Below are 19,668 nucleotides of genomic sequence, written 5' to 3'. Positions count from 1 at the left end.
CGGTCGGCGCGGGGGTGCCGGACCGCACCGCGGTGGTCGGCGCCGGGGCGTGCGGGGGTCCTTCAGCGGCAGGCGGCGGCCTGCCGGGGGAACGGCACGCCGGCGGCCCGCAGCGCCTCCAGGGCGTCGGGCACCGTGGGGTGGACGTCCACCAGCTCGTCGACCAGCGTCATCTCCAGGGTGCGCAGGACCGCGCGCCGGCTGGTGGCCACGGCGATGGCCGTTCCGTGGCGCTCGGCCCGCCCGCACGCCTCGACGAGCAGCCGGATCCCGGTGGAGCCGAAGAAGTCGACGGCGGTCAGGTCCAGCACCAGTCCGGCGGGGCGGCGGTCGAGCTGCTCGACCAGGGCGGCCCGCGCGGGGGCCTCGCAGACCATGTCGACCTCCCCGACGAGCCCGACCACGGGCACGCCCCACCGGTCGCCCGTGCTGACGGTCGTGGTGGTGGTGATGTCACCCAAGCGGCACTCCTCGGTCGGTACGAGAACCGGCAACCGAGCCCCTGTTCAACCCGATACGTCGCTCCGCGTAGCGCTTGTCGCGTGGACATCGCGACCGTACGGCGTGGGAAGCGGCACCCGCAACCACCCGGTGGTGGGATACCGGCCGGTTGCGCGGGCCGTGTTGCGCCGAAGGGGTCACCGCTGCGGGTTGACACGGGGTAACCACGGGCAGGACCCCGCTGGGCCCAGGGCCGAAGGGAGACGCCGATGTCCGGTGAGCAGGTCGTCGTGGGGGTCGACGGCACCGACGGGGCCGCGCGGGCGGCCGAGTGGGCGGCCCGGCGGGCGGCGCTGTGGGGGCTGCCCCTGCTGCTGGTCCACGGGTTGCGGTGGCCGCTCTACGAGCAGGTCCACCTGCACCAGCCGGTCGACGTCGCGGGGGAGGAGGCGATGCGGCAGTGGGCGCGCGACCTGCTCGACGACGTGGCGCGGCGGTGCCGGGCCCGCGGCGCGGTGGACGTCCGGGCCGAGGTGGTGCCGGGTGATCCGGCGGACGTGCTGGTGCGGGCGGCGGAGCGCGCGGCGTTCGTCGTGGTCGGGCACTCGGACGGCGGTGGCGTGACGAGCGTCCTGCTGGGCTCGACCGCGGCGCAGGTCGTGCAGGCGTGCGCCCGGCCGGTGGTGGTGGTGCGCGCCGGGGAAGGGGGTGCAGGGGAAGAGGACGCAGGGGAAGAGGACGCAGGGGGAGGCGGCACCCGGGGAGATGCCGGGGAGGCGCGCGGTGAGGGCGGTCCGGTGGTGGTCGGGGTCGACGGTTCGCCGATCGGCGGTCGGGCGCTCCGGTTCGCGCACGAGTTCGCCGAGCGCGCCGGCGTCGGGCTCCTGGCGGTGCACGCGGTGGCCGACGGCGCGGTCCCGTACCGGGTCGAGGAGGACGCCGACCTGGCGGAGTGCGCTCGCCTGCACCCCGGGGTCCGCGCCCGCGTGGAGGTCGTCCCGGGGCCACCGGTGGAGGTGCTGCTCGCGGCCGCCCGGACCGCCGGGCTGCTGGTGGTCGGCAGCCACGGGGCGGGGGTGGTGCGCCGGGCCCTGTTCGGGTCGGTCAGCCAGTCGGTGGTGGACCGGGCGGCGTGCCCGGTCGCGGTGCTGCCCCCGCACGCCGTGGCCTGAGCGTCAGGCCACGAAGCCGATGGTTAGCAGGACGTTGGCGTAGAGGCGGCCGTCGCCGGTCGCCACGCACACGGCCAGCTCGGGACCGCGGCAGGCGTCGTAGAAGTCCTGCCGCGCCAGCGGTCGCAGGGGCAGCTCGGGGCCGAGCAGGCGCTCGTAGCCCGCCCACGCCGGGGGAGTGCCGCCCTCGTCGGGGCGCATGGTGTGCACGGCCTCGACCGGGACGGCGGTGAGCAGCGGCTCCAGCACCTGGTCCACGGTGAGCAGGCCGGGGCGCAGGTTGAGGTGCACCAGTTCGGCGCGGTGGTGGACGTTGGTGCGGTGCGCGTAGTTCGCGTCCGCGAGCAGCACCCGGCTGCCGTGGCCGGCCGTGGCCAGGGCGGAGAGCAGCGGCGGGTGCAGCAGGGGGTAGCGGAGCATCGGGCGGCCCTTCGGTGCGGCGAGTCGGCGTGCGCTCCGCATGTTATCGCTAACACAAAAGCGGGCAAGAGCTCGACGCCCGTAGCTGTTAGCGCTCACCTGATCACGTGGCGCATCCGCTCGCGCAGCCGAAAACGCGGTGTGCGGGGAGTTCCCGCACACCGCGTGGTGTCGTTGTGGCGTGGGCGCTTACCGCGGGCTCGTGCGGCGACCGCCGCCGGCGATGCCCTCCGCGACGCCGATGAGCAGCACGGACGCGATCACCGCGACGATGAAGCCCAGGACGTTGAGCTCGAAGATGCCGCCGGTGCCGAGCAGGTTGGCGACCGTGCCGCCGATGACCGAACCGACCAGCCCGAGCAGCAGCGTCGCCACGATGCCCAGGTGCTGCTTGCCGGGTTTGATCAGTCGGGCGAGCGCGCCGATGACCAAGCCGGCGACGATGAACCCGATCATGTCGTCCTCCCGGTTGTCGATGGCTGTCGACAACCGGGGTACCCGACCGCCCCGGCGCGCAATCCCCGCGCCGTGCGCCAGACTCGCGCTCAGTACCCGTTGGCGGCCATGACCAGCAGCATCAACGACAGTGCCAGCTGGAGCAGGCCGACGGAGACGCCGACGACCGCGGTCCAGTCGACCCGGTACTCGGTCTGGGTGGACATCGACAGCACCCCGAACCCCACGGCCACCACCGCCACCGCCGCGCCGCCCGCCGGGATCGGCCAGCTGAGCAGGCTCAACCCCAGCGAGAGAGGCCCCAACCAGGCGCCGCGCCCGGGACGGTCCCCGGCGGGCAGCCACCTCCCCGAGCCGTTCACGCGCGCCTCCGCTTTCCGTGGTCCGACCGGCGCCGATCAGGCGGTCCGACCCCCCGCGACGATAGCGTTCCCGGGGCGACCGGCGGAGCACGGCCCGGCGCGGCAGGCACGACCCCGAGGAGCGCCGATGGCGGCCGAACGGCCACCGACCGACCACGAACCGGACTACCGGTTCACCCTGGCCAACGAGCGCACCTTCCTGGCCTGGATCCGCACCGCGCTGGGCCTGCTGGCGGCCGGTGTCGCGGTGCGGCAGCTGGTGCCGCCGTTCGAGGTGCCGTGGGCGACCACCGCGCTGGCCGTGGGGTGCCTCGCGCTGGCGGTGCTGGTGGCGGGCACGAGCTTCCCGCGGTGGCGGCGGGTGCAGGCGGCCATGCGGTCGGGCGCCGCGCTGCCCCGCAACCGCGTGCTGGTCGTGCTCACCGCGGCCGTGCTCGTGCTGGCCGGGTTCGCGGCGGTGCTGGTCGTGTTCGCGTGAGCCGGGAGCGCGATCCGGGCCTCCAGCCGGAGCGCACGGTCCTGGCCTGGCGGCGCACCGCGATGGCGGCCGCGGCGTGCGCCCTGCTGCTGCTCCACGTGGCGGTCCGGCAGCGGTGGGGGTGGACGACCCTGCCCGCGGTCCTCGTCGCCGCCACGTCGGTGGTGCTGGCCGTGGCCGCGCGGTCCCGCCAGGGCGCGACCGGGCCCGTCAACCCCGCCGTGCTGCTGACCGTGGCCGCGCTGGTGGTCGCCGCGTGCCTGTCGGCGCTGCCGCTCGACCTCGGCCCGCCCTGAGCGCCGTCGCTCCACACCGGACACCCGCCCTGGGCGGGTTCACCGGTTCGCCGCCGGGATTTCACCGGCCGTTCGCTCACCGGACCCGCTCACCGGCAAGTCCTGTCAGGTGATCGCGAGGGAAGTGCGGGAGTGCGGACCGGCGGCTGCGGCCGAGCTGGCCGAACGGCTGCTGGCGGGTCTGGGGGACCGGTGGCGGCACACCCGGGCGGTGGCGGCGCGGGCCCGGGAGCTGTCGGTCACGGTGCCCGCCGAGGACCGCGACCTGGTGGTCACCGCGGCGTGGCTGCACGACGCCGGCTACGCCCCGCCCATCGCGGTCACCGGCTTCCACCCCCTCGACGGCGCCCGCCACCTGGCCCGGCTGGGGTGGCCCGACCGGGTCTGCGCGCTGGTCGCCCACCACTCCGGCGCCCGCCTGGTGGCCGGGGCTCTCGGCCTGGGTGAGGAGCTGGACGCGTACCCGTGCGAGGAGGGGCCGGTCGCCGACGCGGTCACCTACGCCGACCAGACCGTGGACAGCCGGGGTGAGCGCGTCGCGGTCGAGCGGCGGATGGCCGACATGCTGGCGCGGCACGGCCCGGACTCGCCCAACGCGCGCGTCCACCACCTGCGCGCGCCCCTGCTGCTGGCCGTCGCCGAGCGCGTGGAGGGCCGGCTGCGCTGAGCCGCGTCCGGCTGCGGACCGCGATGCCCGGACCGCGATGCCCGGACCGCGATGCCCGATGCCTGGGGCCCCCGGCGCGGGGTGCGGGCCCGGGGCGCGGGGGCTGGGGCTGGGCCGAGGGGCGAGGGTGGCCAGGTGCCGGGCTCAGGCCCCGTGCGGATCACCCGATGGGGGAACAGGCCGGCCGGTCGGTCCGCCCGACGCCAGGATCGACGCTGTGGGAGCCGCGGACCGGGTGCTGCTGATCGACGTGGACGGTGTCGTGGGCCCGGACGCGCCGCGGCCGGAGCTGGTGCGCGCGCGGGTCGCGGCGGTGCTGCGCGCGGCCGGGCCGGTGCACCACGCGCTGGCCTGCTACACCGGTGCGGGCCCGGGGCCGGACCTGGTGGGCAGCGCGCTCACCGAACTGGGCGTGCCGAGCCGGGCGGTGCCGCCCGGCCGCGGCGCGGTGGCGGCCGCCCTGCTCGCCCACGCCCGCTACGCGCACGGCCGGGGTGCCGGGCCTTCGCGGTGGCCGCGGACCACCGCGCCGCGCCGAAGTGCTTCGACGTGGTCGACGGGCCCGGTCGCGGCGCCGTCGTCCGGGCGTCGTGCGCGGCGGTGGGCGCGGCGGTCGGGCGGGTTCTGGGTGAAGGGCTCTCGCGTTCGGCTCGAAAGCACCTGCGCAAGTCCTCTTGACGGCGGCCCGGCGCGGTGCGGGCCGCGACCTGCGCGGAACCGACCCTTGACGGTAATGCGCCCGTCATCTTAGGGTCCGGCAACTCGAAATATTTCAACCAGTACAACGAAAGTTTCGAAGTGACATCGCGAGGAAGCGAGAGACCCTGATGAAGTCGACCCACCTGGTCACCGCCGCAGTCGCCGCGGTGGCGCTGTCGGTGCCGTTGACGCTCGTGGCCTCGGCCGCGCCGGCAGCCGCCCACCGGCCGGGCCACGCCAAGAAGGACACCCTGCGCGAGGCGGCCCCCAAGGGCTTCTACATCGGCACCGCCGCGGCCGGCGGCGGTCACCACGAGGAGCAGCCCTACCCCGACCCGTTCACCTCGGACCAGCAGTACCGCAAGCTGCTGGCCGCGGAGTTCAGCTCGGTCTCGCCCGAGAACCAGATGAAGTGGGACTACCTCCGCCCCGACCGGGACACCTACAACTTCGGCATGGCGGACAAGATCGTCAAGTTCGCCCGGCAGAACGGGCAGGTCGTCCGCGGCCACACCCTGCTGTGGCACAGCCAGAACCCGGCCTGGCTGGAGCAGGGCGGCTTCACCAAGGAGGAGCTGCGCAAGATCCTGCGCGAGCACATCCTCACCGTGGTCGGCCGCTACCAGGGCCGCATCCAGCAGTGGGACGTGGCCAACGAGATCTTCAACGAGGCCGGCCAGCTGCGCAGCGAGAACATCTGGATCCGGGAGCTGGGTCCCGGCATCGTCGCGGACGCGTTCCGCTGGGCCCACCAGGCGGACCCCAGGGCGAAGCTGTTCTTCAACGACTACGGCGTGGAGAGCGTCAACGCCAAGAGCGACGCCTACCTCGCGCTCATCAAGGAGCTGCGCGCCCAGCGGGTGCCCGTGCACGGGTTCTCCGCCCAGGCGCACCTGAGCACGCGGTACGGCTTCCCGGGTGACCTCCAGGTCAACCTCCAGCGCTTCGACGACCTCCGGCTGGAGACCGCGATCACCGAGCTGGACGTGCGGATGGACCTGCCGGAGGGCGGCGCGCCCACCGAGGCCCAGCTGGCGCAGCAGGCGGACTACTACCAGCGCACGCTCGACGCCTGCCTGAAGGTGGACGACTGCAACTCCTTCACCATCTGGGGCTTCACCGACAAGTACTCGTGGGTCCCGGTGTTCTTCGAGGGGGAGGGCTCGGCGACGGTCATGACCGAGGACTTCGGTCGCAAGCCGGCCTACCACGCCCTGCGCACGACCCTGGAGAAGGCGGGCAAGAAGCGCCGCTGACGTGGCGAACGACCGTCCTGTGTGGACGGTTGGGGGGAGGGTCGGCCGATCGGGCCGGCCCTCCCCCCGCGTTTCCGGCCCCCTCCGGGGCCGCGACCGTCAGGTGGTGATGGAGAAGCTGTTGGACCTGAAGTCCATCCCGCCCGCGGACGAGGTGATCTCGAAGCCGAACTGCACGTCGCCGATCGTCACGTCGCCGTACCACCCGCGGGTGCCGATCCAGCGCAGCACCGCCAGCACGTCGACCGTGCCGGAGTTGGTGTTGCTCGTGCGCACGAAGGAGAACACCTGGTTCGACCCGTTCGAGCCGCGGTGCACGTCCCAGGTGTGGCCGCCCACCGAGACGGTGGTCTCGCGCGCCCCGATGGGGCCCACCGCGCCCTGCTTGTTGACCCAGATCATGACCTCGTAGGCGTGGTTGTCGGCCCAGATGTCGTACGCGGTCGCGTAGGCGCCGCTGCCGGGGCGGGTGACGTTGAACGAACTGGACAGCCTGCTCAACCCGCTGAGCTTGCGGTCGACGTTCCTGGCCGAGTGCGGGTAGGACTTCACGCCACCGGTGTTCGGGTGGTCCGCCCACACGCCCCAGTTGCCGTAGGAGTTGGCCCAGATCGTCTGCGGGCCGGTGCCGCTGCCCCAGACGTTGTTGCGGACCGTGTACCCACCGTTGGACCAGGTGCCCCACTTGTCGGTGGAGGACCAGGTCGCGGCCTGCGCCGAACCCGCGCTCCCCACCAGGAGCCCGACCAGCGCGACCACCACCGCGGCCCACCGCGTCCTGTTCACCATCGGCACTCTTCCCCGGGCTTCGTCGCCCGTTCTCCGGCGCGCTGCGGCGAAAGCGCGGAAGTGCGGTTCCCGACGACGGTGGAACGAACTGTGGCAGCCGCCGGGGTGGTGGTCAACGGCGGCGTCCGGATTCGACGGCGTTCGAACCGGGCGTTCGAAGCTTTTCACCCGGACGTGCGCGTCGAAGCGTTCGACGGGTTGTCGAACGCGCGTTCACCGAGCAGGCTCGTCAACGGTCGCCCGGGTCCTGATCGGACCGGAAGCGTTGTTGGACAACGGTGTTCGACTGGAGGTAGGTCATGAGACGAACGCTCGCGGCGATCGGTGTCGCGCTGCTCTCCGCCGCCGGGTTCGTGGCGGTGTCCCTGCCGCAGGCCGGCGCGGCGGTGGGCCTGCACGTCAGCGGCACCAGGATCGTCGAGGCCAACGGGCAGCCCTTCGTGATGCGCGGCGTCAACCACCCGCACGTCTGGTTCACCGGCCGGACGAGCGCGTTCGCCGACGTCAAGGCGTTGGGCGCGAACACCGTGCGGGTGGTGCTGGGCTCGGGTCAGCGGTGGGGCCCGTCCACCGACACGGCCGCCGTGATCGACCTGTGCAAGCGGAACCGGCTCATCTGCGTGCTGGAGGTGCACGACACCACCGGTTACGGCGAGGAGGCCGCGGCCGCGTCGCTGGACCAGGCGGTCGACTACTGGATCAGCCAGAAGAGCGCCCTGGTCGGCCAGGAGAACCACGTCGTGGTCAACATCGGCAACGAGCCGATCGGCAACGTCGACGCCGCCCAGTGGACCGACGCGACCGCCGACGCGATCCGGAAGATGCGAGCCAACGGGTTCCAGCACCTGCTGATGGTCGACGGGCCGAACTGGGGCCAGGACTGGCAGTACGTGATGCGGGACAACGCGCAGGAGGTCCTCGACGCCGACAGCGCGCGCAACACCGTGCTGTCGATCCACATGTACTCGGTGTTCAACACCGCCGCGAGCATCGTCGACTACCTCGACCGGTTCCGGGCCAACGGGTGGCCGCTGGTCATCGGGGAGTTCGGCTGGCGGTTCGCCGCGAACGAGGTGGACCACGAGACGATCCTGGGCGAGGCGGAGAAGCGGGGGCTGGGCTACCTGGCCTGGTCGTGGAGCGGCAACACCGACCCGGTCCTGGACATGGCCACCGAGTTCGACCCGACCCGGCTCACCACCTGGGGTCAGCGCGTCTTCAACGGCGCCAACGGGATCAGGGCCACGTCCCGGGAAGCCACCATCTACGGTCGTGGCACGACCACGACCACCACCACGACCACCACGACCACCACGACCACCACGACCACCACGACCACGACGACGCCGCCCGGCGGCGGGGCCGGCTGCACCGCCACCTACCGGGTCGTGAACCAGTGGCCGGGCGGGTTCCAGGGCGAGGTCAGGGTCACCGCGGGCGCCTCGGCGATCAGGGGGTGGACGGTCAACTGGACCTTCGCGGACGGCCAGACCGTCACCAACGCCTGGAACGCCTCGGTGACCAGCAGCGGTTCGGCGGTGACCGCGCGCAACGCGGGCCACAACGGCGCGCTCGCCGCCGGCGCCACCACAGCGTTCGGGTTCACCGGCACGTCGCGCACCACGAACACCGGCCCCACCGCGTCCTGCGTCGCGAGCTGAGCCGGGCCCGCCGGGGTCGCTCGACGCGTCGAGCGACCCCGGTGAACGGGTCGGCGCAGGTGGTGGTGCCACCCGCGTTCCACGCCTCGGCGAGCGCCGAAGCGTCACCGTGATCCGGTAGGGTCCGGGCCGATGATCCCGCAGACTCGCCCCCCGGACCTGCCGGCCCGCGTCGACCTGACGTCGTCGGGTTCGCCGAGCTGGTCGGGGCGGAAGGTGCGGTTACGCGAGATCCACCCCGGTGACCGGCGCACGCTGATGGGGTTCGACCGGGACTGCGCCGACCGCCGGGCGCCGGAGGTCGGCGGTTACCGGCACTGGGGGGCCCACCGGACCCGCACCCCCGACCCCGGCGGGGACCTCCAGTTCGCCATCGAGGCGCTGCGCAGCGGGGTGCTGGTCGGGTCGGTGTCCACGGTCCGGTCCGACGCCACCTCCGACCGGTTCAGCTACGGCATCGGGATCGGCCCCCGGCACCGGCGGTGCGGCTACGCGGCCGACGCCGTGACCGTCCTGCTGGCGCTCATGTTCGGGCGCGGTTACCGGACCTGCGAGGTCGGCATCTACGGCAGCAACTTCGCCTCCCTGATCCTGCACGCCGGTCTCGGCTTCCGGGAGGAGAAGCGCTTCCTCGACCCGAACCTGTCGCAGGGCGAGTTCAGGTACCTGGTGCTCATGACCATGACCGCGCGCGAGTTCGCGGTGCTCCACCCGGGCCGCGCGGAACCGCCCGACGCCGCTCCCCGCCGCGGCCGCCACCAGCGCAACCGGCGCGGACGGCACTGGCCGTCCCCCGGGGACACCTAGCCCGGGTCGGGTTCCTCCCCGCCGGGCGCCCCGAAGTCCCGCACCCGGCAGCACAGCTCCTGCGTGCGCACCGCGTCCGCGTAGTCGCACACCACCAGCCCCGGCTCGCCCCGCCGCACCGCGGCGAGGAACCGCTCGTCGGCGAGCACCAGCGGGTCGCGGCCGATCGGGACCTCGTGCACCCCGGAGGCGTCCTCCCGGCGCAGCACGCGGTTGGTCAGGGTGAGCCTGCGGCCCTCGCAGCAGAACTCGATGCCCGCGTCCACCGTGGCGTGCAGGACGGGGGTCGCGGTGAACGTGCCCACCGCCCCCGAGGCGAACCGGAGCGTCGCCGCGCTCACCGTGGCCACGTCCAGGTCCGGGTGGGCGGGCAGGGCCGAGTGCCGGGAGACGGCGTGGAGCACCTCGGCCTCCCCGAGCAGGAACCGGGCCAGGTCGACCAGGTGGGTGGCCTGCTCGACCACCTGCCCCCCGCCGCGGGCCTCGACCCGCCACCACGGCGCGGGCGGCACGGAGCCGTGCCAGGCGGCGCGCACGAGGTGCGGTGGCGTCTCGGCGAGCATCCGGCGCAGCTCGGGGACCACCTCCGCGCCACGCCAGTAGTAGCCCGCGCAGGCGGTGGTGCCGCGCTCGGCCAGCGCGGCGGCGATCCGGCGCGGGGTGGCCAGGTCGACGCCCACGGGCTTCTCGACGTAGAACGGGACGCCGCGCCCGATGAGCGCGAACTCGATGTCGCCGTGGGCGTCGGGCGGCACGCAGACCCAGGCCGCGTCCACCTCCTCGGCGGCCAGCAGCCCGGCCGTGGTGGCGTAGGGCCGACCGCCCCACCGCGCGGCCCGCTCGGGCGCGGCGCCGCCCACGTGACCGACGATCTCGACCCCCAGGCCGGTCAGCGCCTCCGCGTGCCGCCCGGCGATGTAGCCGGTGCCGATCAGCGCCGCCCTCACCCGGCCACCTCCGCGGCCCGCCACAGCTCGACCCGGCTGCGCCAGTCGCCGGTGTGCCGGGGCGGCGGCGGTGGCGGGAACGCGGCGGGCACGCCGGCGGCCATCAGGGCGGCCCCGGTGCTGACGAGCCCGTCGGCGTGCCGCCGGTAGCGGCGGTCGGCGTCCAGCCCGCGCAGCCGGACGCGGCGCGCGCCCTCGCCCGCGACCCCGCGCACCTGGTACAGGAACAGCACGGTCTCGCGGCGGTCGCGGGAGACGTACTGCACGGCGCAGGGCCCGGTGTCCGACGGCGGCACCAGCCAGTGCTGGTCGCCGTCCTGGAGGGTGGGCCGCAGCCGCTTGTACTCGGCGATCAGCTCCCGCGCCCGCGCCCGCTCGTCCTCGTCCCACCCCAGCACGTCGCCGGAGATGCCCAGCACGCCCTGCATGGCGACGTGGAAGCGGAACTCCAGCGGGGTGGTGCGGCCGGTGGTCGCCTCCGGCGCGTCGGTCACCCAGCCGACCATCGCCCGGGGCGCGTAGGCGCGGGTGAACCCGTACTGCACCCGCAGCCGGTCGGCCGGGTCGGTGTTGTCGCTGACCTGCGCGAGGTCCGCCAGCCCCAGGATGCCGAGGTCCACCCGGCCGCCGCCGCCCGCGCAGGTCTCGATCATCAGGTCGGGGAACTCGGCCCGCAACCGCCCGATGACCTCGTACACGCCCCGGACGTGGCGCACCCACACCTCGCGCCGCCGGTGCTCCGGCGCCTGCGGCCACCCCACCTCGGTGTAGGGGCGGTTGTGGTCCCACTTGACGAAGTCGATCGGCTGCTCGGCCAGCAGCCGGCGGACCCGGGCGAACACGTCCTCCCGCACGTCCTCGCGCGCGAAGTTGAGCACCAGCTGGTGGCGCGACGGCGTGGGCTCGCGGTCGGGCAGGTGCAGCACCCGGTCGGGGTGGGCGCGGAACAGGTCGCTGTCCGGGTTGACCATCTCGGGTTCCAGCCAGATCCCGAACCCCATGCCCAGCCGGTGCACCTCGGCCACGAGCGGGGCCAGGCCGTCGGGGAACTTCGCCGGGTCCACCACCCAGTCGCCCAGGCCCGCGCGGTCGTCGTCGCGGCCGGTGAACCAGCCGTCGTCCACCACGAACAGCTCGACGCCGAGTTCGGCGGCCCGCCCCGCGAGCGCCACCTGGTGGTCGAAGCGGACGTCGAAGGAGGTCGAGAGCCAGGTGTTGTAGTGCACCGGGGGCGGCGTGCCGCGGTGCCGGGCGGGCAGGACGTGGTCGCGCTGGTGGCGGTGCAGGAGCCGGGCGGCCCCGTCCAGCCCCTCGTCGGTGTAGCCGCACACCAGGGGCGGGGTGCGGAAGTCCTCGCCGGGGTCGAGGTGCCAGGTGGAGTCGAACGGGTGCGGGCCCGCGACCACGTGCAGCGCGTCGTTGCGCTCGGTCTCCAGCACGATCGACCAGTTGCCGCTCCACGCCAGCGCGCCGAACCAGACGGGCCCCTCCTCGCCGACCCGCGCGAGCGCGAACCAGGGGTTGGCCTCGTGGCTGGTGAAGCCCCGCCGGCTCTCCAGCACGACCTTGCCCGGCGGCAGCCCGCGCCGGGTCAGCCGGTACTCGTCGCCCCACCGGCCGTGCAGCGTCCACGACTCGTAGCGCGCCGGGGGCAGGCCGAGCACCGCGCTGGCGAGGCGTTCGACGCGCAGCGGGCGGGTGCCCCGGTTGACCACCCGCGCGTCCCGCACGACGATGCCGTGCTCGGCCCGCACCGCGAACCGGTGCTCCACCACCAGGCCCGTCGCGGCGTCCTCGAAGGCGAGCACCAGGACGTCATCCTCCACGCGGTCGTCGCGCCAGGTCAGGCGCGACACCGCCGAGCCGTCCTCGCGGGCGACGACCAGGCCCGGTTCCTTGTACGCGGGGTCGCCGTAGGCGGTGTGGGCCAGCGGGACGCCGTCGAGGAAGTGGGCCTGCGACGGCCGGTTCCACGGCACGTGCGGCAGGTAGGAGTCCCCGCCCAGGCCCCCGCCGTCACCGCCCCAGTGGTCGAGCAGCAGCGCCCGGCCGTCCGCGACGGACAGCAGCATCGCGCTGTGGGCGGTGCGCAGCAGCCACGCCGGTCGTCCGGCGCACGTGGTGCGCGTGATCGCGGGATCGGCGGGCACGGCCCTCCTTCGGGTTGGCGGCGGGGAAGCACGGGGAGCACGTCACGGGTCCGGCGCCAGCCGGGCGTCCACCGCCTCGGCCGAGAAGACCTGGTCGACCACCAGGTGCCGGGCGCCGTGCACGCCGGCCCGGTCGCCGAGCCGGCTCTCCACCACGGCCAGGCTGCTGGCCAGCGCGGGCACGGTCCGCTCGTGCAGGCTCTCGCGGACGCCGACGAGGAGGTGCTCGCGGGTCAGCGCGAGGTCGCCGCCGATCACCACCACGGTCGGGTTCAGCAGGGCCACCGCGGTCGCCAGCACCTCGCCCAGCAGCCGGCCGGCGTCGCGGACGAGCGAGATCGCGTCCGGGTCGCCCTCGCCCACCAGGCGGACCACGTCGCGGCTGCTCGCGGCCGGGATGCCGCGCTCGGTGAGCCGGCGGGCCAGCGCCGCGCCGCTCGCGTGCGCGGCCAGGCACCCGGTCGCCCCGCAGCGGCACCGCGCGTCGTCGACCGGCCGGGCGAGGCGGATGTGGCCGATGTCGCCGCCCTGCCCGGTCGCGCCCCGCTCGGGCCGCCCGCCCAGCACCACGCCCGCGCCGATGCCGGTGCCGACCTTCACGAACAGCAGGCCGTCCACGTCGGGGTAGCGCTCCCGGACCTCGCCCAGGCCCAGCAGGTTCGCGTCGTTGTCCACGAACGCCGGGCAGCCCAGGGCGTCGGCGAGGGTCCTGGCCACGGGCACGTCGTGCCAGCCGGGCAGAATCGGCGGCCGCACGGGTCGCCCGGTGCGGAAGTCGACCGGGGCGGGCAGGCCGACGCCGACCCCGACGACCTCCGACCGGTCCCGGCCCGCCTCCCGGAGCAGGTCGCGGAACCGGCGGACCACGGTCTTGAGCACGACGTCCGGGTCCTGCGCCGCGTCCAGGTCCTCGGCGCGCTCGGCCAGCGCGCGCCCGCCCGCGTCGGTCAACGCGAAGCGCGCGTGCGTCGCGCCCAGGTCGGCGGCCAGGACGAGCTTGTCGGTCTCGTCGAACGACAGCACCTCGGTGGGCCTGCCCGCGCCGCCGCGCCGCTGCTCGACGACCCGCAGGTAGCCCGCGGAGACGAGCCGGTCGACCCGCAGCGCCACCGTCGAGCGGGACAGCCCGGTCAGGTCCCGCAGCTCCCGCCGGGTCCGAACCCGCCCGGACCGGATGAGCACCAGGATCTCGCCGGGCGACGTGGTGAACCCGCTGCGCGCCGTCACCGGGTCAGCCCTTCTCCGCGCCGCTCGTCAGGCCCTGCGAGAGCAGCCGCTCGGTGAGGAAGAACAGCAGCACGACGGGCAGCGTGATGACCACCGACCCGGCCATGAGCACGGTGGTGGGCACCTCGACGCTGCCCGACAGCTGCGCCAGCCCGAGCGAGACGGTCCACCGGTCCCGCCGCTCGACCAGGAACAGCAGCGCGAACAGGAACTCGTTCCACGCGATCACGAACACGAAGATCCCGGTCGCGACCAGCGACGGCACGGCCAGCGGCAGGCTGATCCGCCGGATCACGCCGACCCGGCTCAGCCCGTCGACCAGGCCGGCCTCCTCGACGCCCTCCGGGATCGTCGCGAAGTAGTTCTTCAGCATGTAGAGGGCCACCGGCACCGTCTGCGCGATGTAGACCAGCACCAGGCCGACCAGCGAGCCGCGCAGCTGCATCCGGGTGAGCAGGGCGAACAGCGGGATCGCCAGCACGATGCCGGGGAACAGGTACACGAGCAGGAACAGCGCGCTGACCTGCCGCCTGCCGAAGAACTCCAGCCTGCTCACCGCGTACGCGCCGGGGACGGCGATTCCCAGCGCCACCACCACCGACGCGCCCGCCACCGCGGCGCTGTTGCCCAGCAGCTCCAGGAACCCCTGGCCGCCCTCGACCACCGGGCGCAGCACGTCGGCGTAGGTGGCCAGGGTCAGCGCGCCCGGGTCGGGCAGCAGTGAGTCGGGCCGCAGCAGCAGGTCCTCGATGGGCCGCAGCGACAGCAGGACCATGTAGTAGAACGGCAGCAGGGTGGCGACCAGGAAGAACACGATCACCACCGGCCGCAGGACGGCGAGCACGGCCCGTTCCACGCGGTCGCGCGTCCACGGCGGTGCGGTGCGGTTCACGGCCGGCCCCCTTCCCGTCGGCGCAGCAGCCGCAGGTACGCGCCGAGCAGCACGGCCAGCACGACGGCGAGCAGCACGGACTGCGCGGCCGCGGCGCCCACGTTGCGCTGCACGGTGAGCAGCTCGTAGACCCGCACGCTGACCACTTGGGTGCCCGCCGCCCCGCCGGTCAGCAGGAAGACGTCGTCGAACTCGTTGAACGTCCAGATGGCGCGCAGCACCACGAGCACCGCGATGACGGGCATCAGCTGCGGCAGCACGACGTGCCGGAACCGCTGGGTCGGCGTCGCGCCGTCGACGGTCGCGGCCTCCTCCAGGTCGGGTGGCAGGGCCGACAGCCGGGCCAGCAGGAACAGGAACGCGAACGGGAAGTAGCGCCAGCCCTCGAACGCGATGACGGTCAGCAGCGCGGTCGGCACCGGCACGTCCAGGCCGAGCACGTCCACCCGGTCGGTCGTCCGGGACAGGAACGCGATGGGGTCCTCCCACCCGAACAGCCGCCTGCCCAGGCTGTTGACCACGCCGAACTCCGGGTTCAGCAGGACCCGCCAGACGAACGCGACCGCGACGACCGGCGCGACGTAGGGGATGAGCATCGCCGCGCGCACGAACGACCGGCCGGGGAACGGCCGGCGCACCGCCAGCGCCGCGACCAGGCCCAACGCGATGGTCAGGACCGTCGACCCCACCGTGTAGGCGACCGTGGTGCGCAGGCTCTCCCACAGCACGTCCGAGCCGAGCACGCGCTCGAAGTTGTCGAGCGTCAGGCCCTGGAACACCTCCGCGCGGCCGACGTCGATCAGCCGGACCCGCTGGAACGCCAGCAGCAGCGACCAGGCCAGCGGCACCAGCACCACCGCGACGACGATCACCAGCGACGGGGTCAGCAGCAGCACCCCGGTGCGCGCGTCGCGCTGCTTGAGCGTGCGGGGTGGCCGGGTCGGCGCGCGCACCGCCTACCCGCCGATCTCGTCGGCGATGTCGAGGGCCTGCTCCTGGGCCGAGCGCGCCGCGTCCGCCGCGTCCCCGGAGCCGTTGACCAGCTCGGCCAGCGCCTTGGGCACGACGAGCTGACCGGCGACCGCGCCCGCGAGCTCGCCCCGGCCCTCGGCGAAGCCCCACCGGCGGAAGCTGTGCGGGCTCTCCTGCACCACCCGCAGCGTCTCCGCGTCGTAGAACCGGGACAGCGGGGCCCTGGTGTCGACGCCGACGTCCAGCCCGCGCCACGCCTCGACGTACGCCCGCGGCTCCTGCGCGGTGCCCGCGCGCACCGGCACCTTGCCCTCGGGCGCGATGGCGAGCCAGTCCCGGTAGCCCTCGCCCATCAGGTACTCGACCAGCCGCTTCGCGTCCTCCGTCGCGGCGTCCTTGAGCAGCGCGAACGACGCGGTCTCGCCGAAGGTGGTCGGTTCGTCGCCGTCCGGTCCGGTGAGCCCGGCGACGACACCGGTGTTCCTGGCCAGGAACGCGGGGTCGTCCCGGCACGGCGGGCACGTCGGCAGCGCGTCGTCCCGCAGCCCCGCGAGCTCGTCGAGCAGGTAGGAGGACCAGACGACCATGGCCGACCGGCCCGCGAAGTAGGTGGCCCGGGTGGTGTCGACGTCCTGGTTGCCGGAGGCGGAGTGCTCGGTGACGAGGTCGGCGTAGAACCGGAACGCCGCCACGCACGCCGGGCTGTCCAGCGCCACCCGCCCGTCGTCGGCGACCAGCTCGCAGCCGTTGGCGAGGGCGAGGTGCTCGAACGTCTGGTGGGTGAACACGTCGGCCGGGGTCGTGCTCGCGGTGATGCCCGTGACCTCGCCCCGGTCGAGCCGTTCGGCGGCGGTGCGGATCGCGTCGAACGACGTGGGCGGCGCCAGCCCGGCCTCGGCGAAGAGGTCCTTGCGGTAGAACAGCAGCTGGGCCCAGCCGTCGCTGGGCACGACGAGCTGGGCGTCCCCCTGGCGGGTCAGCTCCAGCGACTGCGGCGCGAACGTGCCGGCGCCCAGCGCGGCCACGACCTGCGTCGCGGCGTCGGTGTCCAGCAGGTCGTCGGTGCGCAGCCGGCTCATGATCGGCAGCGAGATCGAGCCGATCACGTCGGGCAGGTCGCCGGCCGCGGCGGCGGAGGTGAGCACGGCCGTGAGCTGGTTCTCCGCGACCGCGACCAGCCTGGTCGGGATGCCGGTCCGCTCGGTGAACCGCGCCAGCAGGCGTTCCTGGGCCTGGACGCGGTCGGCGGTGTCCTCGATGGTCCAGAACAGCAGCGCACCGTCGTCCCCGTCGCCGGGACCACCGCCGCAGGCCGCCAGGAGCAGGGCGGCGGACACCGCGGCGGTGAGCACGCGGACTCCCCGTCGGGTCATGGTCGCTCCCTTCCGGTGGTGCGGTGGCCGCCACCCAACACCCGGGGTTCGTCCCGTGACAACCGCTGTCCCGGCCGCGACTTCGGGCCCGAGTTCGGTGCCGCACCGGCGTTTCCGCTCCGCCGGCGTCCGGGATCGGGTTGCCGCATTGCGCGTTGTGACCGACGGCGGGATTAATGGCCGACATGCCGCCACGGGGAACCGCCCGCACCGGACCGGGCTCGTCCGGCGGTGTGGACGTCGCCGACCTCCGGGCGCGGGCCGCCGCGACGCTGCTGCGCAACCGGCGCGGCTCGACCACCGTGCCGACCGGCGCGCTGTACCCGCACCAGTGGAGCTGGGACTCGGCGTTCATCGCCGTCGGGCTGGCCCACGTCGACCCGGGTCGGGCGTTCGCGGAGCTGGCCGCGCTGCACGAGGCGCAGTGGCGGGACGGGCGGGTGCCGCAGATCGTGTTCAACCCCGCCGTGCCCGAGGACGCGTACTTCCCCGGACCGGCCTCCTGGCGACCGCTGCCGCCGCACGGTCCGGCGCCGGGGGTGTCCACCACGGGCCTGGTCCAGCCGCCGGTGCACGCCGCCGCCGTGCTCGCCGTCGCCGAACGGCACCCCGGCGCGGCCACCGACGCCGCCCTCCGGCACCTCTACCCCCGGCTCGCGCGCTCCCACGACTACCTGTTCGAGCGGCGCCGGGTGTCGTCCGGCCTGGTGGCCGTGGTGCACCCGTGGGAGACGGGGCTGGACAACAGCCCGGCGTGGGACGAACCGCTGCGCGCCGCCGGCACCGGGCCGGTCGAGGCCGTCCCCGGCCTGCGCCGCGACCTGCGGCACGCCGAGGCCGGGCACCGCCCCACCGACCAGGACTACGCCCGCTACCTGGCCGTCGTCGCCGCGTACCGCGACCGCGGCTACGCCGACGACGACCTGACCGACCTGCCGTTCTGCGTGGTCGACCCGCTGTTCTGCGCGGTGCTGGCCTGGTCGGAGCACGCGCTCGCCGGCCTCGCCCGCCGCGTCGGCGCCGATCCCGGCCGGCACGTCGAGCGGGCGGGGGAGCTGGCGCACCAGGTGCACGCCCGGCTGTTCGACCCCGCGCTGGGCTGCTACGCGGCGCTGGACGCGCGCACCGGCCGGACCGTGCCCCGGCGCACGGTCGCCGGGCTGGTGCCGCTGCTGCTGCCCGACCTGCCCGCCGGGCGCCGGTCGGCGCTGCTCGCGACGCTGACCGGACCGGCGTTCGGGCTCGGGTCGCCGGGCGTGCGCGGCGTGCCCAGCTACGACCTGACCGCGCCCGACGCCGACCCGCGCCGGTACTGGCGCGGCCCCACCTGGATGAACACGAACTGGCTGCTGTGGACCGCGCTGCGCGACCACGGCGAGGCCGACCTCGCGCGGCGCCTGGCGGCCGACGCGGTGGACCTGGTGGCCGGCGCGGGGTTCCGCGAGTACTTCCACCCGCTGACCGGTGAGGGTCTCGGGGCCGACGACTTCAGCTGGACGGCGGCGCTGCTGCTCGACGTCCTCGCGCGCGGACCGGAGGAGCCCCGGTGGTGACGGTGGTGCGGCTGGACGGCCCCGGGTCGGTGTCCCTGGGCGAGGAGCCCGACCCGCCGCTGGGCGCGACCGGCGTCCGCCTCCGCACGCTGTACTCGGGGATCTCGGCGGGCACCGAGATGAGCCAGTACCGCGGCACGAACGCCCACCTCACCAAGACCTGGGACGCCGACCGGCGCCTGTTCGCGCCGGGCGCGCCGGACGCCGCCTACCCGGCCGTGGTGGGTTACGAGGAGGTCGGCGAGGTCGTCGAGGTCGGCCCAGCGGTGACCTCAGTCCGGCCCGGCCGGCTGGTCTGGGGCGTGTGGGGCCACCGCTCGGGGACCGTGGTGGAGGAGGCGTACGCGGCGGACCGGCTGCTCGACCCGCGGGCGGACCCGCTCCTCGGCATCTTCAGCCACATCGGCTCCGTCGCGCTCAACGCGGTGCTGGACGCCGACATCCACGTGGGGGAGACCGTCGTCGTGTTCGGCCTCGGCGTGGTGGGCCAGCTCGTCGCCCAGCTGGCCCGGCGCAACGGCGCGCGGGTGGTCGGCGTGGACGCCGTGCCGCAGCGCCTGGACCTGGCCGCGCGGCTCGGCGCGGAGGAGGTGCTGGACGTCCGTGGCGGTGAGGTGGCCGAGCGGGTCCGCGACCTGACCGGGGGTCGCGGCGCGGACGTGGCCCTGGACGTCAGCGGCAACCCCCGGGCCCTGCACGAGGCCGTCCGCGCGGTCGCCCGGAACGCCCGCGTCGTCGCCGGCGGCTTCTACCAGGGAGAGGCGCTCGGCCTGCTGCTCGGCGAGGAGTTCCACCACAACCGGGTGACCCTGGTGTGCTCCCAGATCTCCGGCGTGGCGCCCGCCCTGGCCCACCGCTGGGACCGCAAGCGCCTGGCCGACACGGTGCTGGACCTGGCGGTGGCCGGGCACCTCCGGCTGCGCCCGCTGGTCTCGCACGTCCTGCCGGTGGCGGACGCGGCGGCGGCGTACGAGCTGGTCGACTCCCGACCGGACCTGGTGATGCAGGTGGTGCTCGCGTTCGGCCCGGACCGGTCCCCGCCGGGCTGAG

The 19,668-nt window shown here is 74.6% G+C and carries 21 protein-coding genes; 10 read left to right on the top strand and 11 right to left on the bottom strand.

Annotated features, from left to right (window positions below; genetic code table 11):
- Window positions 1-62: 62 nt before the first annotated feature.
- A complete protein-coding gene (locus tag Q5530_RS29660) occupies window positions 63-461 on the bottom strand; it encodes an STAS domain-containing protein (protein ID WP_415366114.1) in 399 nt (132 codons plus the stop codon).
- A 249-nt stretch (window positions 462-710) separates the two neighbouring features.
- On the opposite strand from Q5530_RS29660, the gene Q5530_RS29655 reads away from it, so the two are divergent.
- Entirely contained in the window at window positions 711-1,613 is a 903-nt protein-coding gene (locus tag Q5530_RS29655; RefSeq protein WP_415366113.1) for a universal stress protein, read from the top strand.
- 3 nt (window positions 1,614-1,616) lie between these two features.
- On the opposite strand, the gene Q5530_RS29650 is transcribed toward Q5530_RS29655, so the two are convergent.
- The 3 genes from Q5530_RS29650 to Q5530_RS29640 all read right to left on the bottom strand — a co-directional run bounded on the left by Q5530_RS29650 (window position 1,617) and on the right by Q5530_RS29640 (window position 2,851).
- The gene (locus tag Q5530_RS29650) at window positions 1,617-2,033 is read right to left on the bottom strand and encodes an RbsD/FucU family protein (RefSeq protein WP_415366112.1); all 417 of its coding nucleotides are present in this window, start codon (window positions 2,031-2,033) and stop codon (window positions 1,617-1,619) included.
- A gap of 189 nt (window positions 2,034-2,222) precedes the next feature.
- Window positions 2,223-2,522 (bottom strand): GlsB/YeaQ/YmgE family stress response membrane protein, encoded by a 300-nt coding sequence (locus Q5530_RS29645; RefSeq protein WP_415366110.1) that lies wholly within the window; start codon window positions 2,520-2,522, stop codon window positions 2,223-2,225.
- Window positions 2,523-2,578: 56 nt separating this feature from the next.
- Window positions 2,579-2,851: a hypothetical protein gene (locus Q5530_RS29640; protein ID WP_415366109.1), complete on the bottom strand. Its 273-nt coding sequence runs from the start codon at window positions 2,849-2,851 to the stop codon at window positions 2,579-2,581.
- Window positions 2,852-2,978: 127 nt separating this feature from the next.
- Here Q5530_RS29640 and Q5530_RS29635 point away from each other — a divergent pair, with 127 nt between their 5' ends.
- The 5 genes from Q5530_RS29635 to Q5530_RS29615 all read left to right on the top strand — a co-directional run bounded on the left by Q5530_RS29635 (window position 2,979) and on the right by Q5530_RS29615 (window position 6,247).
- The gene (locus tag Q5530_RS29635) at window positions 2,979-3,329 is read left to right on the top strand and encodes a YidH family protein (RefSeq protein ID WP_415366108.1); all 351 of its coding nucleotides are present in this window, start codon (window positions 2,979-2,981) and stop codon (window positions 3,327-3,329) included.
- On the top strand, window positions 3,326-3,625 hold the full coding sequence (locus Q5530_RS29630; protein WP_415366107.1) for a DUF202 domain-containing protein: 300 nt from the start codon (window positions 3,326-3,328) through the stop codon (window positions 3,623-3,625). The genes Q5530_RS29635 and Q5530_RS29630 overlap by 4 nt, the downstream gene beginning before the upstream one ends.
- A gap of 109 nt (window positions 3,626-3,734) precedes the next feature.
- The gene (locus tag Q5530_RS29625) at window positions 3,735-4,292 is read left to right on the top strand and encodes an HD domain-containing protein (protein ID WP_415366106.1); all 558 of its coding nucleotides are present in this window, start codon (window positions 3,735-3,737) and stop codon (window positions 4,290-4,292) included.
- Window positions 4,293-4,509: 217 nt separating this feature from the next.
- Complete coding sequence (locus Q5530_RS29620) at window positions 4,510-5,043, top strand: hypothetical protein (protein ID WP_415366105.1); 534 nt, start codon at window positions 4,510-4,512, stop codon at window positions 5,041-5,043.
- Between the two features lie 76 nt (window positions 5,044-5,119).
- The gene (locus Q5530_RS29615) at window positions 5,120-6,247 is read left to right on the top strand and encodes an endo-1,4-beta-xylanase (protein ID WP_415366104.1); all 1,128 of its coding nucleotides are present in this window, start codon (window positions 5,120-5,122) and stop codon (window positions 6,245-6,247) included.
- A 99-nt stretch (window positions 6,248-6,346) separates the two neighbouring features.
- On the opposite strand, the gene Q5530_RS29610 is transcribed toward Q5530_RS29615, so the two are convergent.
- Window positions 6,347-7,036 carry a glycoside hydrolase family 12 protein gene (locus tag Q5530_RS29610; RefSeq protein WP_415366103.1) on the bottom strand — a complete coding sequence of 230 codons (690 nt, stop codon included), beginning with the start codon at window positions 7,034-7,036 and terminating at the stop codon, window positions 6,347-6,349.
- Between the two features lie 299 nt (window positions 7,037-7,335).
- Between Q5530_RS29610 and Q5530_RS29605 the strand changes: the two genes are divergently transcribed.
- Window positions 7,336-8,697 (top strand): cellulase family glycosylhydrolase, encoded by a 1,362-nt coding sequence (locus Q5530_RS29605; RefSeq protein ID WP_415366102.1) that lies wholly within the window; start codon window positions 7,336-7,338, stop codon window positions 8,695-8,697.
- 132 nt (window positions 8,698-8,829) lie between these two features.
- Window positions 8,830-9,504, top strand: a complete 675-nt coding sequence (locus Q5530_RS29600; protein WP_415366101.1) for a GNAT family N-acetyltransferase — start codon at window positions 8,830-8,832, stop codon at window positions 9,502-9,504.
- Here Q5530_RS29600 and Q5530_RS29595 read toward each other — a convergent pair.
- The 6 genes from Q5530_RS29595 to Q5530_RS29570 are packed head-to-tail and all read right to left on the bottom strand — an operon-like array spanning window position 9,501 to window position 17,065.
- Window positions 9,501-10,451 carry a Gfo/Idh/MocA family protein gene (locus Q5530_RS29595; protein ID WP_415366100.1) on the bottom strand — a complete coding sequence of 317 codons (951 nt, stop codon included), beginning with the start codon at window positions 10,449-10,451 and terminating at the stop codon, window positions 9,501-9,503. The two genes, Q5530_RS29600 and Q5530_RS29595, sit on opposite strands and share 4 nt — an antisense overlap.
- Window positions 10,448-12,601, bottom strand: a complete 2,154-nt coding sequence (locus Q5530_RS29590) for an alpha-galactosidase (RefSeq protein WP_415366098.1) — start codon at window positions 12,599-12,601, stop codon at window positions 10,448-10,450. The genes Q5530_RS29595 and Q5530_RS29590 overlap by 4 nt, the downstream gene beginning before the upstream one ends.
- A gap of 42 nt (window positions 12,602-12,643) precedes the next feature.
- Window positions 12,644-13,828 (bottom strand): ROK family protein, encoded by a 1,185-nt coding sequence (locus Q5530_RS29585; RefSeq protein ID WP_415366097.1) that lies wholly within the window; start codon window positions 13,826-13,828, stop codon window positions 12,644-12,646.
- 4 nt (window positions 13,829-13,832) lie between these two features.
- Complete coding sequence (locus Q5530_RS29580; RefSeq protein ID WP_415366095.1) at window positions 13,833-14,720, bottom strand: carbohydrate ABC transporter permease; 888 nt, start codon at window positions 14,718-14,720, stop codon at window positions 13,833-13,835.
- Window positions 14,717-15,673: a carbohydrate ABC transporter permease gene (locus Q5530_RS29575; protein WP_415366094.1), complete on the bottom strand. Its 957-nt coding sequence runs from the start codon at window positions 15,671-15,673 to the stop codon at window positions 14,717-14,719. Before Q5530_RS29575 ends, Q5530_RS29580 begins: the two co-directional genes overlap by 4 nt.
- A 3-nt stretch (window positions 15,674-15,676) precedes the next feature.
- Entirely contained in the window at window positions 15,677-17,065 is a 1,389-nt protein-coding gene (locus tag Q5530_RS29570) for an ABC transporter substrate-binding protein (RefSeq protein ID WP_415366093.1), read from the bottom strand.
- A gap of 185 nt (window positions 17,066-17,250) precedes the next feature.
- On the opposite strand from Q5530_RS29570, the gene Q5530_RS29565 reads away from it, so the two are divergent.
- Complete coding sequence (locus tag Q5530_RS29565) at window positions 17,251-18,618, top strand: MGH1-like glycoside hydrolase domain-containing protein (RefSeq protein ID WP_415366092.1); 1,368 nt, start codon at window positions 17,251-17,253, stop codon at window positions 18,616-18,618.
- Window positions 18,612-19,667: a zinc-dependent alcohol dehydrogenase gene (locus tag Q5530_RS29560; protein ID WP_415366091.1), complete on the top strand. Its 1,056-nt coding sequence runs from the start codon at window positions 18,612-18,614 to the stop codon at window positions 19,665-19,667. Before Q5530_RS29565 ends, Q5530_RS29560 begins: the two co-directional genes overlap by 7 nt.
- Window position 19,668 lies beyond the last annotated feature (1 nt).

Origin of the sequence: Saccharothrix sp. BKS2, from assembly GCF_047689505.1 — a bacterium.
Taxonomy (GTDB): Bacteria; Actinomycetota; Actinomycetes; order Mycobacteriales; family Pseudonocardiaceae; genus Actinosynnema; species Actinosynnema lopnurensis.
This window is presented reverse-complemented; position numbering and strand designations above follow the sequence as displayed.